General features: G+C 71.6%; 14 protein-coding genes. 6 read left to right on the top strand and 8 right to left on the bottom strand.

The features are described 5' to 3' along the window. Positions 1-12: 12 nt before the first annotated feature. Genes OCU29_RS19240 through OCU29_RS19230 form a run of 3 tightly spaced genes read left to right on the top strand, consistent with a single transcriptional unit; the run spans position 13 to position 3,492 of the window. Positions 13-711 (top strand): succinate dehydrogenase cytochrome b subunit, encoded by a 699-nt coding sequence (locus tag OCU29_RS19240; protein ID WP_179614038.1) that lies wholly within the window; start codon positions 13-15, stop codon positions 709-711. Positions 712-724: 13 nt separating this feature from the next. After that, positions 725-2,752 (top strand): fumarate reductase/succinate dehydrogenase flavoprotein subunit, encoded by a 2,028-nt coding sequence (locus OCU29_RS19235; protein WP_179614039.1) that lies wholly within the window; start codon positions 725-727, stop codon positions 2,750-2,752. Continuing rightward, entirely contained in the window at positions 2,749-3,492 is a 744-nt protein-coding gene (locus OCU29_RS19230; RefSeq protein WP_179614040.1) for a succinate dehydrogenase/fumarate reductase iron-sulfur subunit, read from the top strand. Before OCU29_RS19235 ends, OCU29_RS19230 begins: the two co-directional genes overlap by 4 nt. Positions 3,493-3,501: 9 nt before the next feature. Here OCU29_RS19230 and OCU29_RS19225 read toward each other — a convergent pair whose 3' ends face one another. The 6 genes from OCU29_RS19225 to OCU29_RS19200 form a co-directional block, all read right to left on the bottom strand. Continuing rightward, positions 3,502-3,780 carry an SCO4848 family membrane protein gene (locus OCU29_RS19225; protein ID WP_179614041.1) on the bottom strand — a complete coding sequence of 93 codons (279 nt, stop codon included), beginning with the start codon at positions 3,778-3,780 and terminating at the stop codon, positions 3,502-3,504. 2 nt (positions 3,781-3,782) lie between these two features. After that, a complete protein-coding gene (locus OCU29_RS19220) occupies positions 3,783-4,808 on the bottom strand; it encodes a YihY/virulence factor BrkB family protein (protein ID WP_261821188.1) in 1,026 nt (341 codons plus the stop codon). Positions 4,809-4,810: 2 nt separating this feature from the next. Beyond that, complete coding sequence (locus tag OCU29_RS19215) at positions 4,811-5,350, bottom strand: 2'-5' RNA ligase family protein (protein ID WP_261821187.1); 540 nt, start codon at positions 5,348-5,350, stop codon at positions 4,811-4,813. Between the two features lie 17 nt (positions 5,351-5,367). Next, on the bottom strand, positions 5,368-6,432 hold the full coding sequence (gene trpS / locus OCU29_RS19210; RefSeq protein WP_261821186.1) for a tryptophan--tRNA ligase: 1,065 nt from the start codon (positions 6,430-6,432) through the stop codon (positions 5,368-5,370). A 45-nt stretch (positions 6,433-6,477) separates the two neighbouring features. Further along, entirely contained in the window at positions 6,478-7,680 is a 1,203-nt protein-coding gene (locus OCU29_RS19205; RefSeq protein ID WP_261821185.1) for an MFS transporter, read from the bottom strand. A gap of 127 nt (positions 7,681-7,807) precedes the next feature. Beyond that, on the bottom strand, positions 7,808-10,018 hold the full coding sequence (locus OCU29_RS19200; RefSeq protein WP_261821243.1) for an NADP-dependent isocitrate dehydrogenase: 2,211 nt from the start codon (positions 10,016-10,018) through the stop codon (positions 7,808-7,810). A 152-nt stretch (positions 10,019-10,170) separates the two neighbouring features. Between OCU29_RS19200 and OCU29_RS19195 the strand changes: the two genes are divergently transcribed. Then, positions 10,171-11,112 carry an aquaporin gene (locus OCU29_RS19195; protein WP_261821184.1) on the top strand — a complete coding sequence of 314 codons (942 nt, stop codon included), beginning with the start codon at positions 10,171-10,173 and terminating at the stop codon, positions 11,110-11,112. A gap of 12 nt (positions 11,113-11,124) precedes the next feature. Here OCU29_RS19195 and OCU29_RS19190 read toward each other — a convergent pair whose 3' ends face one another. Further along, positions 11,125-12,048 (bottom strand): NAD(P)-dependent oxidoreductase, encoded by a 924-nt coding sequence (locus tag OCU29_RS19190; protein ID WP_261821183.1) that lies wholly within the window; start codon positions 12,046-12,048, stop codon positions 11,125-11,127. Positions 12,049-12,073: 25 nt separating this feature from the next. After that, a complete protein-coding gene (locus OCU29_RS19185; protein ID WP_261821182.1) occupies positions 12,074-12,595 on the bottom strand; it encodes a hypothetical protein in 522 nt (173 codons plus the stop codon). A 71-nt stretch (positions 12,596-12,666) separates the two neighbouring features. Here OCU29_RS19185 and OCU29_RS19180 point away from each other — a divergent pair, with 71 nt between their 5' ends. Continuing rightward, positions 12,667-13,653: a malate dehydrogenase gene (locus OCU29_RS19180; protein ID WP_261821181.1), complete on the top strand. Its 987-nt coding sequence runs from the start codon at positions 12,667-12,669 to the stop codon at positions 13,651-13,653. Positions 13,654-13,807: 154 nt separating this feature from the next. Further along, a complete protein-coding gene (locus OCU29_RS19175) occupies positions 13,808-14,761 on the top strand; it encodes a type IV toxin-antitoxin system AbiEi family antitoxin domain-containing protein (RefSeq protein ID WP_261821180.1) in 954 nt (317 codons plus the stop codon). The last annotated feature ends 114 nt before the right edge of the window (positions 14,762-14,875 follow it).

The raw sequence follows: 14,875 nt of genomic DNA, 5'->3' as shown, positions 1-14,875 counted from the left end.
ACGGTGACCGACGTGGCAACCTCGACTCTCGTCAGAGGAGCGCGCGCTTCGCGCTCGACGATCACCCTCAAGATCCTGATGGCCGGCAGCGGAGCGCTGTTCATCCTCTACGTACTCCTGCACATGTACGGCAACCTCAAGGCGTTCTCCGGGGAGAGCGCCTTCAACGAGTACGCCGAGCACCTGCGCGAGCTCGGTGAGCCGATGCTCCCTTACGCGGGCTTCCTGTGGCTGTTCCGCTCGGCGCTGATCATCGCGCTGGTGGTGCACGTCTACGCGGCGGTGACGCTGTGGAAGCGCGCCAAGGCCGCCCGACCCGTGCAGTACGAGGTGAACAAGTACAAGCACTCCTCGATCTCCTCGCGCACCATGCGCTGGGGCGGGCTGACGCTGCTGCTGTTCCTCGTGTGGCACCTGCTGAACTTCACGATCGTGAAGGTCAACCCGACCGGTGGGGAGACCAACAACCCCTACCAGCTGATGGTCGACACCTTCGGCCTGTGGTGGATGACGCTCATCTACCTCGCCGCGATGGTCGCGCTCGGCCTGCACCTGCACCACGGCACCTTCAGCGCCGCCCAGACCCTCGGCTGGACCAGCACCGCCGCCGCGCGCACCCGCGCCCGCACCCTCGGCTGGGTGCTGGCCGTGGTGATCGCCGGCGGCTTCTCGCTGGTCCCGCTCTTCACGCTCTTCGGCGTCATCGACTAAGGGAGATCGACTCATGGCATCCACCGCAGACGTCAGCGGCCTGACCGAGCTCAACGGTCCCCCCGAGCAGCGCTCCGACGACGCCCACGGCTACTACACGCCGGCGCCCGAGAAGCTGGTCGACGCCAAGGCCCCCACCGGTCTGATCAAGGACCGCTGGACCACCCGCAAGATGGAGAACCGGCTGGTCAACCCGGCCAACCGCCGCAAGCTCGACGTGATCATCGTCGGCACCGGCCTGGCCGGCGGCTCGGCCGCGGCCACGCTCGGCGAGGCCGGCTACAACGTGAAGTCCTTCTGCTACCAGGACTCCCCGCGCCGGGCGCACTCGATCGCTGCCCAGGGCGGCATCAACGCGGCCAAGAACTACAAGGAGGACGGCGACTCCACCTACCGCCTCTTCTACGACACGGTCAAGGGCGGCGACTACCGCTCGCGCGAGTCGAACGTCTACCGCCTGGCCGAGGTCAGCGCCAACATCATCGACCAGTGCGTCGCGCAGGGCGTCCCCTTCGCCCGCGACTACGCCGGCCTGCTCGACAACCGCTCCTTCGGCGGCGTGCAGGTCTCGCGCACCTTCTACGCTCGTGGCCAGACCGGTCAGCAGCTGCTGATCGGCGCCTACCAGGCCATGGAGCGCCAGGTCGCGGCCGGCACGGTCACCCAGTACACCCGCCACGAGATGCTCGAGGTCATCGTCGTCGACGGCAAGGCGCGCGGCATCATCGCCCGCGACCTGGTCACCGGCGAGATCGAGACCCACCTGGCCGACGTGGTCGTGCTGGCCTCCGGCGGCTACGGCAACGTCTTCTACCTCTCCACCAACGCGATGGGCTCCAACGTCACCGCGTCGTGGCGCGCGCACCGCAAGGGCGCCTACATGGCCAACCCCTGCTACACGCAGATCCACCCCACGTGCATCCCGGTCTCCGGCGACCACCAGTCGAAGCTGACGCTGATGTCGGAGTCGCTGCGCAACGACGGCCGCATCTGGGTGCCGAAGAACAAGGAGGACTGCACCAAGGACCCGCGCGACATCCCCGAGGAGGACCGCGACTACTACCTGGAGCGGATCTACCCCTCGTTCGGCAACCTGGTGCCCCGCGACATCGCCTCGCGCCAGGCCAAGAACATGTGCGACGAGGGTCGCGGCGTCGGCCCGATGGTCGGCGACTTCCGTCGCGGCGTCTACCTCGACTTCGCCGACGCGATCGCGCGTCTGGGCGAGGACGCGGTGCGCGAGAAGTACGACAACCTCTTCGACATGTACGAGCGGATCACGGGTGAGAACCCCTACCAGGTCCCGATGCGGATCTACCCCGCCGTGCACTACGTCATGGGCGGGCTGTGGGTCGACTACGACCTGCAGTCCAACATCCCGGGTCTCTTCGTGACCGGCGAGGCCAACTTCTCCGACCACGGCGCCAACCGCCTCGGCGCCTCGGCGCTGATGCAGGGCCTGGCCGACGGCTACTTCGTGCTGCCGAACACCATCCGCGACTACCTCGCCGACGGTCCCTTCGAGCAGATCGACGAGTCGCACCCGGCCGTGGTCGAGGCACGCACCTCGGTCGAGGAGCGCATCGACAAGTTCCTCTCCATCGGCGGCTCCCGCTCGGCCGACTCCTTCCACAAGGAGCTCGGCAACATCATGTGGGAGTACTGCGGCATGGAGCGCTCCGAGGACGGCCTGCGCAAGGCCATCGACATGATCCGCGAGCTCAAGGCGGAGTTCTGGACCAACCTGAAGGTGCTCGGGACCGCCGACTCCCTCAACCAGAGCCTCGAGAAGGCCGGTCGCGTCATCGACTTCATCGAGCTCGGCGAGCTGATGTGCATCGACGCCCTCAACCGTCGCGAGTCCTGCGGCGGCCACTTCCGCGCGGAGTCGCAGACCGAGGACGGCGAGGCGCTGCGCCACGACGAGGAGTTCGCCTACGTCGCGGCCTGGGAGTTCGGCGGCGAGGGCGGTCTGCCCGTGCTGCACAAGGAAGACCTGATCTACACCGCCATCGAGATGAAGCAGCGGAGCTACAAGTGAACCTCACTCTCAAGATCTGGCGTCAGAAGGACGCCCAGTCGTCCGGCGCGATGCAGTCGTACGCCGTCGAGGGCATCTCGGAGGACATGTCGTTCCTGGAGATGCTCGACACGCTCAACGAGCAGCTCAACGAGCGCGGCGAGGAGCCGGTGGCCTTCGACCACGACTGTCGTGAGGGCATCTGCGGCTCCTGCGACCTGATGATCAACGGCCAGGCGCACGGCCCGGAGGTCACCACGACCTGCCAGCTGCACATGCGCTCGTTCTCCGACGGCCAGACGATCACGATCGAGCCGTGGCGCGCGGGTGCGTTCCCGGTCGTCAAGGACCTGATCGTCGACCGCTCCGCCTTCGACCGGATCATCCAGTCCGGCGGCTACGTCTCGGTCAACACCGGCTCGGCCCCCGAGGCCAACTCGGTGCCGGCGCCGCGCGACAAGGCCATGCGTGCCTTCAACGTGGCCACCTGCATCGGCTGCGGCGCCTGCGTCGCCGCCTGCCCCAACGGCTCGGCCTCGCTGTTCCTCGGCGCCAAGATCACCCACCTCGGCGAGCTGCCGCAGGGCCAGCCGGAGCGGATGAGCCGCGTGGCCGGGATGGTCGCCCAGCACGACGCCGAGGGCTTCGGCGGCTGCACCAACATCGGCGAGTGCGCCAGCGCCTGCCCCAAGGAGATCCCGCTCGACGTGATCTCGCAGCTCAACAAGGACCTGCGCGACGCCCTGCGCGCCGGGTACTGAGCAGCAGCGCTACTCCTGACGCCCCGTCTGCCCGGCCTCTTCGGCCGGGGAGGCGGGGCGTTCGGCGTCCCGGACCGCGCGCAGCACCCGCAGCCCCCAGACGGTGAAGACCACGGCGAGCGCCACGTTGACGACGATCAGCGCGGTGTGGGCCACCCAGTAGCCCCCGGCGCGCTCCTCCCCCGCCGACCAGGCGTTCCAGAGGTTCCTCGCGAACATGGTCCAGCTGTAGTAGCCCCAGGCCGCGACGCCGAGCAGGAACCAGCCGTGCTTGCGCTCGAACCGCATCCTCAGCCCCTCCCGCGGGCCCGCAGCCGCTGCAGCAGCCCCGGCCGGGACCCTCGCTCCGGCTCCGCCGGGGCCGCGCTGGCGACCAGCACGGCCATCGCGTCCGGCCCGCTGGGCAGCGCCGGGCCCTGGACGGGCGCCGGCTCGTCGTCGGGCCGCAGCGCCCGCGCCTCGGGCGAGGTGTGGGCGAAGGCGGCGGCGTACAGGACCACGCGGCTGAAGTAGTTGATCCACACCACCAGCACCAGCGCGATGCCGAAGGCCTGGAAGGCCGGCTGGCCCTGCGTGGAGGCGATCAGGTAGCCGGAGGCCTGCTTGAGCACCTCGAAGAGCACCGCGCCCAGCAGCGAGGCCTTGACCAGGGAGATCCGCGGTGCCTGCGGCTCGCCGAGCAGGCGGAACATGGTGAAGAAGAGCAGCCCGTTGGCCGCGAAGCCGAGAGCGATGGTCAGCAGCTTGACCAGCCAGGCCAGCTCCTCGTCGAGCCCGATCCAGCCCAGGATCTCGGTGGAGAACGAGGCCACCAGCCCGGTGAGGGCCACCGCGACCAGCAGGGTCAGGCCGATCACCGCCAGGGTCACCAGGTCGCGCAGCTTGCCCATCACGAAGTTGGGGATCGCCTGCTCCGGCGGCTCGAAGACCGCGAAGAGGGCGAGCCGCAACGCCGAGATCCAGCCGAGCCCGGCGTACAGGACGCCCGCGAAGCCGAGCACTCCGGCGAGGCCGGAGAAGGTGCGGAAGTCCTTGAGCTGCAGGTCGTCCGGACCCGTGCCGATGATGCCCGGGAAGAGTGAGGTGATCGCCTCGGTGAGGGTCTGGTTGGCGTCGGGCCAGACGTCGGAGACCAGGCCGACCACGAAGAAGGAGAGCGCGAGGATGGGGAAGAAGGAGAGGAACGCGAAGTAGGTGATCGCGCCGGCGTGCTGGCTGGCCCGGGCCTCGCCGTAGTGCTCCTGCATCCGCACCAGGTGGTCGACGAGGGGGCGGCGCTCACGGACCTCCGCCAGGCGTTCCTTGACCGAGGCCACGCTCACTCCTCGCGCTCGACGGGGCGGGCGGGCCCGGCGAGCGCGAACTCGCGGGTCGGGCGCCACCCGCGCTGCTGGTCGTGGACGTAGAGGTGGAAGTGGTCGACGTCGAAGCGGCACTCGAAGCGGGCCAGGTCCTCGAAGACCTCGTCGAGGACGCTGTCCTCCAGCTCGTGCGCGACCGTCACGTGCGGGTGGTAGGGGAAGGCCAGGTCGACGTCGAGCGGCCCGCGGCGCACGGCCCCGGCCAGCTGCTCGCAGCCGGCGATGCCCTCGGCCACGGCCACGAAGACGACCGGGGAGACGGGCCGGAAGGTGCCGGTGCCCCGCAGGTGCACGGCGAAGGGGTCGACGCCGGCGGCGGCCTGCGCGAGGTGGGCCTCGACGTCGGCCACGGCGTCGGCCTCGACCTCGGTGGGCGGTACCAGGGTGATGTGGGTCGGGATCTGGGTGGCGGTGGTGTCGCCGATCCGGGTGCGGTAGTCCTGCAGCTGGCTGCCCCACGGCTCGGGGATGGCGACGGCGACTCCGATCGTGACCACGTCGGCGACCCTAGCGGTCACGGGTGACGCGTCGGCGCCACGAACCCGACACGCTGGTAGACGTCGCGCAGCGTGGCCTCGGCGACCTCGCCGGCCTGCTCCGCCCCGCGGCGCAGCACGTCGCTGAGGTGGGCCTGGTCGTCGAGCAGCTCGAGGGTCTTGTCGCGGAACGGCGTCACGACGTCGACCACCACCTCGGCGAGGTCCTTCTTCAGGTCGCCGTAGCCGCGCCCGGCGTACTGCTCGACGAGGTCGGCCACGCCCTCGCCGGTCAGCGCCGAGTAGATCGTCAGCAGGTTGCTGACGCCCGGCTTCTCCTCGCGGTCGAAGCGGATCTCGCCGTCGGAGTCGGTGACGGCCGAGCGGATCTTCTTGGCGCTCACCGACGGCTGGTCGAGCAGGTCGATGATGCCGGCCGCCGAGGAGGCCGACTTCGACATCTTCGCCGTGGGCTCCTGGAGGTCCGCGATCTTCGCGGTGGCCTTGAGGATGTAGGGCTCGGGCAGCCGGAAGGTCTTCTTGTAGCGGTGGTTGAAGCGCTGCGCGAGGTCGCGGGTCAGCTCGAGGTGCTGGCGCTGGTCCTCGCCGACCGGCACGAAGTGGGGCCGGTAGAGCAGGATGTCGGCGGCCTGGAGGACCGGGTAGGTGAAGAGCCCGACGCTGGCCGCACCCTCACCGCCCTTGGCCGACTTGTCCTTGAACTGGGTCATCCGGCGCGCCTCGCCGAAGCCGGTCAGGCACTGCAGCACCCAGCCGAGCTGGGCATGGGCCGGGACCTGGCTCTGCACGAAGATCGCCGAGCGCTCCGGGTCGATGCCCATGGCCAGCAGCTGGGCCGCCGCGCGCAGGGTCCGCTCGCGCAGCACCTTGGGGTCCTGCTCGACGGTGATCGCGTGCAGGTCGGCGATGAAGAAGAACGGCTGGTGGTCGTGCTGGAGCCCCACCCACTGGCGCAGCGCGCCGAGGTAGTTGCCGAAGTGGAAGGAGTCGGCCGTCGGCTGGATGCCCGAGAGCACACGCGGACGGGCCCCCGAGGGCGGTGCTGCCGGCACGGACACCTCGGGCTGGGTGGTGGCTGCCATGCGCCCCATTCTCCCCGACCGGCCGCCGGGCCCGACGGGCGGGGCTCAGTCCTCGAGCAGGTGGGCCCGGCGCGCGACCACGAGCACGCCGAGGCCGGCGAGCGCGAGCGCGGCGCCCACCACCAGCGGTGCGCGCAGCCCGTAGCCGGCCGCGATCACCAGGCCGCCCAGCCAGGCGCCCAGGGCGTTGCCGATGTTGAGGCTGGCGTGGCTCATCGCCGCGCCCAGGGTCTGGGCGTGCTCGGCGGCGTCCATCAGGCGGGCCATGAAGCCCAGCGCCAGCACCGAGCCGATGACGGTGACCAGGAAGCCGGCCAGCACCGCCCACCAGCCGGTGGGGGCGAGCACGAAGTAGAGCACCAGCGCGAGCGCCAGGCCCACGGCGGCACCGCGCAGGGACTTCTCGACCGACCAGTCGACCAGGCGCCCGGCCACCACGTTGCCCACGACCATGCCGGCGCCGAGGACCAGCAGGAAGACCGCGACCGCCGACTCCGGCAGACCGCCCACGTCGGTGGTGATCGGGGCGATGTAGGAGACCAGCGCGAAGAGGCCGCCGAATCCGATCGCACCGGCCCCGACGGCGTACCAGAGCTGGGGGTGGCGCAGCGCCGCGAGCTCGCGCCGGCCGGTGGCGGTGGCGTCGCCCGGGGTGCTGGGCACGAAGAGCAGGATCATCACGACGGTGAGCACCGAGACCAGCCCGACGGCGACGTACGCTGCGCGCCAGCCGTAGGCCTGGCCGAGCAGGGTGGCGGCGGGGACGCCGGCGAGGTTGGCCACCGGGATGCCCATCATCACCAGGGCCAGGGCGCGGCCGCGGCGCTCGGGGCTGACCATGCTGGAGGCCACCAGCGCCGAGACCCCGAAGTAGGCGCCGTGCGGCAGCCCGTCGAGGAACCGCACGAAGGCCAGGAGGCCGTAGTGCGAGACCGCCGCGGAGAGCAGGTTGAGCACGGCGTAGGCGACCATCAGCCACACCAGCAGCGCGCGGCGGGGCAGCCGCGCGCCCAGCGCCGCGAGGGTCGGCGCACCGACCACCACGCCCAGGGCGTAGGCGGAGATCAGGTGGCCCGCCTGCGGGATCGTGACCCCGATGCCGCCCGCGATCTGGGGCAGCAGCCCCATCGTGACGAACTCGGTGGTGCCGATCGCGAAACCACCGGTGGCCAGGGCCACCACGGCCATCACGAAGCGGGCGCGGGTCACCGGCTGGGCGGCGGGCGCGGCCGGGGCGAGAGTCGTCATGCAGGGCACTTCCGGGACGAGGGAGGGCAGGTCACCATCGTCCAACACCGGGCAGGTTTACCGCTATTCCACGACGAGCCCCGGACCGTGGCGGTCCGGGGCTCGTGCGAGGTGCTGCGGGTGGGCGTCAGAGCGAGGCGAGCGCCTCGTTCAGGGTGCTCGAGGGACGCATCACCTTGTCGGCCTTCTCGTCGACCGGCTGGTAGTAGCCACCGATGTCGGCCGGGCTGCCCTGCACGCCGTTGAGCTCGGAGACGATCGTCTCCTCCTCGGCGGCGAGCTTCTCGGCCAGCGGCGCGAAGACCGCGGCCAGGTCGGCGTCGACGGTCTGCTTCGCCAGCTCCTGGGCCCAGTACATGGCCAGGTAGAAGTGCGAGCCGCGGTTGTCGATGCCGCCGATCTTGCGGGTCGGGGACTTGTCCTCCTCCAGGAACGTCGCGGTCGCGGCGTCCAGGGTGTCGGCCAGGACCTGGGCGCCGCGGTTGTCGGCGTACCCCGCGAGGTGCTCGAAGGAGGCGGCCAGCGCGAAGAACTCGCCCAGGCTGTCCCAGCGCAGGTAGTTCTCCTCGATGAGCTGCTGCACGTGCTTGGGCGCCGAGCCGCCGGCGCCGGTCTCGAAGAGGCCGCCGCCGTTCATCAGCGGCACGATCGAGAGCATCTTCGCCGACGTGCCGACCTCGAGGATCGGGAACAGGTCGGTGTTGTAGTCGCGCAGCACGTTGCCGGTCACCGAGATGGTGTCCTCGCCCTTGCGGATGCGCTCGACGGAGTACGTCGTCGCCTCGGCCGGGGCCATGATCTCGATGGTCAGGCCCTCGGTGTCGTGCTCGGGGAGGTAGGCGTGGACCTTCTTGATCAGGTTCGCGTCGTGGGCGCGGGTCTCGTCGAGCCAGAAGACGGCCGGCGAGCCGCTGGCGCGGGCCCGGGTCACGGCGAGCTTGACCCAGTCGCGGATCGGCTCGTCCTTGGTCTGGCAGGCGCGCCAGATGTCACCGGGCTCGACCTCGTGGGAGGTCAGGGTCTCCCCCGCACCGTTGCGCACCACGACGGTGCCGGCGGCGGGGATCTCGAAGGTCTTGTCGTGCGAGCCGTACTCCTCGGCCTTGCGCGCCATCAGGCCCACGTTGGGCACCGAGCCCATGGTCGCGGGGTCGTAGGCGCCGTTGGCCTTGCAGTCCTGGATCACCGCGGCGTAGACGCCGGCGTAGGAGGAGTCGGGGATGACCGCGAGGCAGTCGTCCTCCTGGCCGTCGGGGCCCCACATGTGGCCGCCGATGCGGATCATCGCCGGCATCGAGGCGTCGATGATGACGTCGGAGGGCACGTGCAGGTTGGTGATGCCCTTGCGGTCGTCGACCATCGCCATCCGCGGGCCCTCGGCCAGGCCCTGCTCGACGGCGGCCTTGATCGCCTCGCCGTCGGCCAGCTGGTCGAGCGAGGACATCAGGCCGCCGAGGCCGTCGTTGGGCGAGATGCCCGCCGCGGCCAGCTGCTCGCCGTACTGCTCGAAGAGGGTGGGGAAGAAGGCCTGCACGGCGTGGCCGAAGACGATCGGGTCGGAGACCTTCATCATCGTGGCCTTCAGGTGCACCGAGAACAGCACGTCCTCGGCCTTGGCGCGGGCGATCTGCTCGGTCAGGAAGCGGCGCAGCGCGGCGACGCTCATGAACGTCGAGTCGACGACCTCGCCGGCCTCGACGGGCAGCGCGTCCTTGAGCACGGTCTCGGTGCCGTCGACGCCGACGTGCACGATCGAGAGGGTGTCGGCGGACTCCATGACGACCGACTGCTCGTTGGAGCGGAAGTCGCCGCCGTCCATGGTGGCCACGGCGGTCTTGGAGTCGCTCTTCCACTCGCCCATGCGGTGGGGGTACTTCTTGGCGTAGCCCTTGACCGCGGCGGGCGCGCGGCGGTCGGAGTTGCCCTCGCGCAGGACCGGGTTGACCGCGGAGCCCTTGACCTTGTCGTACTTGGCGCGGGCTTCCTTCTCCTCGTCGCTCTGCGGGTTCTCGGGGTAGGCCGGCAGGTCGTAGCCCTTCTCCTGCAGCTCCTTGATCGCGGCCTTGAGCTGCGGGGTGGAGGCGGAGATGTTGGGCAGCTTGATGATGTTGGCCTCGGGCTTGGTGGCCAGCTCGCCGAGCTCGGCGAGGTGGTCACCGATGCGCTGCTCCTCGGTGAGGCGCTCGGGGAACTGCGCGAGGATGCGGCCGGCCAGCGAGATGTCGCGGGTCTCGACCTCGACGCCCGCCTTGGCGGCGTACGCCTGGATGATCGGCAGGAAGGAGTAGGTCGCCAGCAGGGGCGCCTCGTCCGTGTGGGTGTAGATGATGGTGGCCATGGTGCGGGGCGACTCCTCGGCGTTCGAGTGCAAGTGATTTCTTGACGTCAAGATACCTGACCGCGCACCGCGCGATCCGTCCCCACCCTCGCAGCCGGGCGTCCACCCGGCAACGCCCCCGGGGGCGGTGCCGCACCACTACTCTCTGGCCCATGAGCGATCTCGGCGCCACGTCCACCTCCACCGGCACCGTCCCCACCACGACCCAGAAGGTCGCGGCCGAGGTGATCGGCACCTTCGTCCTGGTGCTGATCGGGTGCGGCGCGATCGTCTACGCCCGCGAGGTCGGCGCGATCATCACCGTCACCACCGTGGCGCTGGCCTTCGGCCTGGCGATGACCGCGGCGGTGCACTCCTTCGGCCGCGTGTCGGGCGGGCACTTCAACCCCGCCACCACCCTCGCCGCGGTGCTCAGCGGCCGGCTCGCCTGGCGCGAGCTGCCGGCGTACGTCGCGGCCCAGCTCGCGGGCGGCCTCGCGGCCGCGGCGGTGCTGCTGGGGCTGGTGCAGGGCTTCGCCGGCCACGACGGCAGCGACGGCCTGGCGCAGAGCTCCTTCGGCGACCAGGGCACCGGCTACGCCGCCTGGTCGGCGTTCCTGCTCGAGATGCTGCTGACCGCGGTCCTGGTGACCGTGGTGCTGGCCGTCACCGACGCCCGTCACGAGCACCCGGGCTCGGCGCCGGTCGTCATCGGCCTGACGCTGGCGGCGGCGTACGCCGTCGCGCTGCCGGCCACCGGCGGCTCGCTCAACCCGGCCCGGTCGGTGGGCCCGGGACTGCTGGCCGGCACCGACGCGATCCTCCAGCTCTGGCTCTTCGTACTGGCGCCGCTGCTCGGCGCGGCCGTGGCGGGGCTGGCCTACCCGATGCTCTTCGGCCACGACCGCGAGCCGGTGCCCGGCTCGGGCGTGCCGCGACCGGCACCGCGCGCGCGTGAGGCGGCGGTGGCGCCCACCGCCGCGGCCGAGCCCGCGCCGATCATCCAGGACGGCTGGCAGTGGGACCCCGTGGCCCACCAGTGGCGCCCGCTGGAGCAGCCCCCGGCACCGCGCCCGGCCGGTGACGACGACGGGCGGACCCAGATCCGGCCCTGACCTGCTCCTGACCTACCGCGCCAGGCCGCGAGCCAGCTCGTCGAGGGCGGCGGCGAGGCTGACGCTCGGCTTCCAGCCCCACCGGTGTGCGCGGTCGGCCCGCACCTGGCCGGTCCACGCGGGCTCCTCCTGCCACTGCGGCTCCACGCCCAGCGCGCCGGTCACCGTCTCGTGGTAGTCGCGCACCGTCGCCGGCTCGCCCGCCACGTTGACCGCCGTGCAGCCGCCCGCGACCGGGCCCTGCTCCGGGTCGTCGCCGGCCTCGGTGCGACCGGTGGCGACCTCGGCGATCATGGCGGCGAGGTCGTCGAGGTGCACCCAGGCGAAGGACTGGTCGGGGTTGGCCCGACGCGCGGACTCGTCGTCGCGGATCGCCCGGGGGCGCAGGGTGTTCCACACCGAGCTGTCCCCCGCGCCCAGGATCGCCGGCGGGCGCACCAGCACCCGGGTCAGTCCCTCGACCTGCGCGATCGCCGCGTCGGTGTCGCGCTTGGTCACCGGGTAGTCGCCGCCGTCGTCGCCGACCAGGGCGGCCTCCTCGTCGACGTCGCCGACGCCCGGGGAGCGGTCGTAGACGGCGGCCGTCGAGACGTGCACGAAGCGCTCCACCCCGGTCCCGGCCGCGGCGCGGGCGAGCACCGAGGTGCCCTCCACCCCGATGCGGTGCTGGGTCTCGCGGTCGCTGCCCATGGGGTGCACCGTCGTGACCACGGCGTCGGCGCCCGCGACCAGCCTCGCGGCGAGGTCGGGGTCGTGGAAGTCGCCCACGCGCTCCTCGACGCCGGGCAGCGCGGGGGCCGTGCCCGCGCGGCGTACGACGGCACGCACGTGGGCGCCCCGTTCGATGAGCGCGGCGCAGGTGGCGGCGCCCACGAGGCCGTTGGCACCGGTGACGACGACGGTGGGGGTGCTGGTGATGGTGCTGGTCTGGCTCATGCGATCCACACAAGCACGGGCCGCCTCACCCTGTGGTGGGCTGCGGCCAGACCTCGCGGCGCACCAGGTCGGGGTCGAGGTCCGAGCGGACCTCCAGCACCACCTGCTCGCCGGTCTCCAGCACCGTGACCCGCTCCTCCGAGACACTCTCGGCCGCGGAGCGGCGCCACCCGTCGCCGACCCGCGGCTGCGCCGGCAGCCACAGGCCCAGCGGCACGTCGGGCCCGACCTGCCACTCCCCCTCGCGGCCGAACCACCACGTGTGGCCGTCCTCGTCGGTGGCGAGGAGGTCGACGACCTGCTCGAGCCCGTCGAGCCGCTCGACGCGGGTGGTCGCGACCCCGGCGACCTCGGGCCCGGGGGTCCCCTCGGGCGCCACGAAGTCGTCGGGGTCGGGCGAGGCGGTGGGCACCTCGAGCCCGTCGATGCCGGTGGGCGGGCTGTCGCCGGGGCCCAGCGAGCAGCCCCCGAGGGCCACAGCGGTCACGGCAGCCACAGCGGTCACGGCCGCGCGGCGTACGACGGTGGGGGCCGGGGTGACGGGCATGGGTCCATGCTCGCGCACCCGCCCAGCGCTGCTAGCGTCGGCCGCACCCAGACCATCGCAAGGAGATCCGCGTGAGCACTACCCCGTTGAAGGTGGCCGTCACCGGCGCCGCCGGTCAGATCGGCTACAGCCTCCTGTTCCGTCTCGCGAGCGGCGCGCTGACCGGTGGCCAGCCCATCGAGCTGCGCCTGCTGGAGATCACCCCCGCCCTGAAGGCGCTCGAGGGCGTCGTCATGGAGCTCGACGACTGCGCCTTCCCGGGCCTCGCCGGGGTCGAGATCGGCGACGACGCCGAGAGGATCTTCGACGGCGTCAACCTCGCCCTGCTCGTCGGCGCCCGCCCCCGCGGCCCCGGCATGGAGCGCGGCGACCTGCTCTCGGCCAACGGTGCGATCTTCACCGCGCAGGGCAAGGCCCTCAACAAGGTGGCGGCCTCCGACGTGCGCATCGGCGTGACCGGCAACCCGGCCAACACCAACGCGCTCATCGCGATGACCAACGCCCCCGACATCCCGCAGGAGCGGTTCTCGGCGCTGACCCGCCTCGACCACAACCGCGCGATCTCGCAGCTGGCCGCCAAGACCGGCGCCTCCGTCACCGACATCACCAAGATGACGATCTGGGGCAACCACTCCGCGACCCAGTACCCCGACCTGTTCAACGCCGAGATCGCCGGCAAGAACGCCGCCGAGACCGTGGGCGACCAGGACTGGCTCGAGAACACCTTCATCCCCACCGTCGCCAAGCGCGGCGCGGCGATCATCGAGGCCCGCGGCTCGTCCTCGGCCGCCTCGGCCGCCTCCGCCACCATCGACGCGGCCCGCGACTGGCTCTACGGCTCCGCCGAGGGCGACTGGGTCTCGATGGCGGTGCGCTCCAACGGTGAGTACGGCGTCCCCGAGGGCCTCATCTCCTCCTTCCCCGTCACCACCTCCGGCGGCGACTGGAAGATCGTCGAGGGCCTCGAGGTCAACGACTTCTCCCGCGCCAAGATCGACGCCTCCACCGCCGAGCTCGCCGAGGAGCGCGACGCGGTCACCGAGCTGGGCCTCATCTGACGGCCGAGCAGTCACTTCTGAACCGCCGAGCGGTCAGTCTTGAACCATCCACCGGTCAATTCTGAACCTCTCTCCCGCCGCCCCCCGACCTGTTGTCCACAGGCCGGGGGGCGGCGGCGTTCGTAGGGGCGCCGACTCGGGCAACGTGCCGCTCATGGACGTCTGCCCCACGCCGCTGACCGAACCCGCCACCACGGAGCAAGCCGCTGCGCTCGGCTGGACCAAGCGCCGTCTGCAGCGGGCGCGCGAGGACGGACGCGTGCGCCGGGTGCTCCGGGGCGTGTACGTCGACGCCGACGTGCCCGACGGGACCACGCTGCGTGCCGCGGCGGCGAGGCTCGTGATGCCGGCGCGCATGGTGGTCTGCGACCGCAGCGCTGCCTGGATGCACGGCGTCGACCACTGGGAGCCGAGTGCACTCGACGTGCCGCCGCACCTCGAGGTCGTGGCCCGCGGCGGCACGCGCACCCGGCTCACCGGGACGCACGGGGCGCTGCGCTCCCTGGCCGCCGACGACGTGATGGAGCTCGACGGGGTGCCGGTGACGACGCCGTTGCGCACCGCGGCCGATCTCGCCTGCCTGCACGGGCGCCTCGGGGCGGCTGCGGTGCTCGACCAGTTCGCCCGCCGCCACGGCATCACTCCTGAGGACTTGAGAGCGATCACCGCCCGCTTCGCCGGCCGGCGCGGCGTCACCCAGCTGCGCGAGCTCGCCCCGAGCGCGTGCGGGCTGCTCGAGTCACCCGCCGAGTCGTGGGTGCGACGGCTGGTGGTCGACCACCAGCTGCCGGTGCCGACGCCACAGGTGGTCGTGCTCCTGCCCGAGGGCCAGTTCCGCCTCGACCTGGCCTACCCGCGGCTGCGGATCGCGATCGAGTACGACGGCGAGGAGCACCACTCCAGCCCCGAGGACCGTGAGCGGGACCGGCTGCGTCGCGAGGCTCTACGACGGGCGGGGTGGGTCGTCGTCGTGGTCCGCAAGGACGGGCTGAGCGGTCCCGGGCTGGACACCTGGGTGCGGCAGCTGCGGGCCGCGGTGGCGGAGCGGGTGGGCCCGGCTGGTCGACGCTACGCGCGCGGCGAGGGTGCCGGCGTACACCGGAGGTGACGGGCGAGTGGTGCCAGATCGACCGGTGGGTGGTTCGAAACTGACGGCGAAATCAGGGGGCGGACGCAACACCTTTGGTGTGGTCTTCTTCGAGCAACTTAGCGAAGACCTCGG

This window comes from Nocardioides sp. OK12 (assembly GCF_024341885.1).
Lineage (GTDB): Bacteria > Actinomycetota > Actinomycetes > Propionibacteriales > Nocardioidaceae > Nocardioides > Nocardioides marinisabuli.
The sequence above is the reverse complement of the archived record's forward strand: the minus strand, read 5'-3'. Positions and strand labels throughout refer to the sequence as shown.

Excerpts from the sequence above, each read along its gene's own strand:
- OCU29_RS19205 (WP_261821185.1), bottom strand. The coding sequence starts at position 7,680 with ATGACGACTCTCGCCCCGGCCGCGCCCGCCGCCCAGCCGGTGACCCGC.
- OCU29_RS19235 (WP_179614039.1), top strand. The coding sequence starts at position 725 with ATGGCATCCACCGCAGACGTCAGCGGCCTGACCGAGCTCAACGGTCCC.
- OCU29_RS19175 (WP_261821180.1), top strand. The coding sequence starts at position 13,808 with ATGGACGTCTGCCCCACGCCGCTGACCGAACCCGCCACCACGGAGCAA.
- OCU29_RS19225 (WP_179614041.1), bottom strand. The coding sequence starts at position 3,780 with ATGCGGTTCGAGCGCAAGCACGGCTGGTTCCTGCTCGGCGTCGCGGCC.
- OCU29_RS19185 (WP_261821182.1), bottom strand. The coding sequence starts at position 12,595 with ATGCCCGTCACCCCGGCCCCCACCGTCGTACGCCGCGCGGCCGTGACC.
- OCU29_RS19190 (WP_261821183.1), bottom strand. The coding sequence starts at position 12,048 with ATGAGCCAGACCAGCACCATCACCAGCACCCCCACCGTCGTCGTCACC.
- trpS (WP_261821186.1), bottom strand. The coding sequence starts at position 6,432 with ATGGCAGCCACCACCCAGCCCGAGGTGTCCGTGCCGGCAGCACCGCCC.
- OCU29_RS19195 (WP_261821184.1), top strand. The coding sequence starts at position 10,171 with ATGAGCGATCTCGGCGCCACGTCCACCTCCACCGGCACCGTCCCCACC.
- OCU29_RS19200 (WP_261821243.1), bottom strand. The coding sequence starts at position 10,018 with ATGGCCACCATCATCTACACCCACACGGACGAGGCGCCCCTGCTGGCG.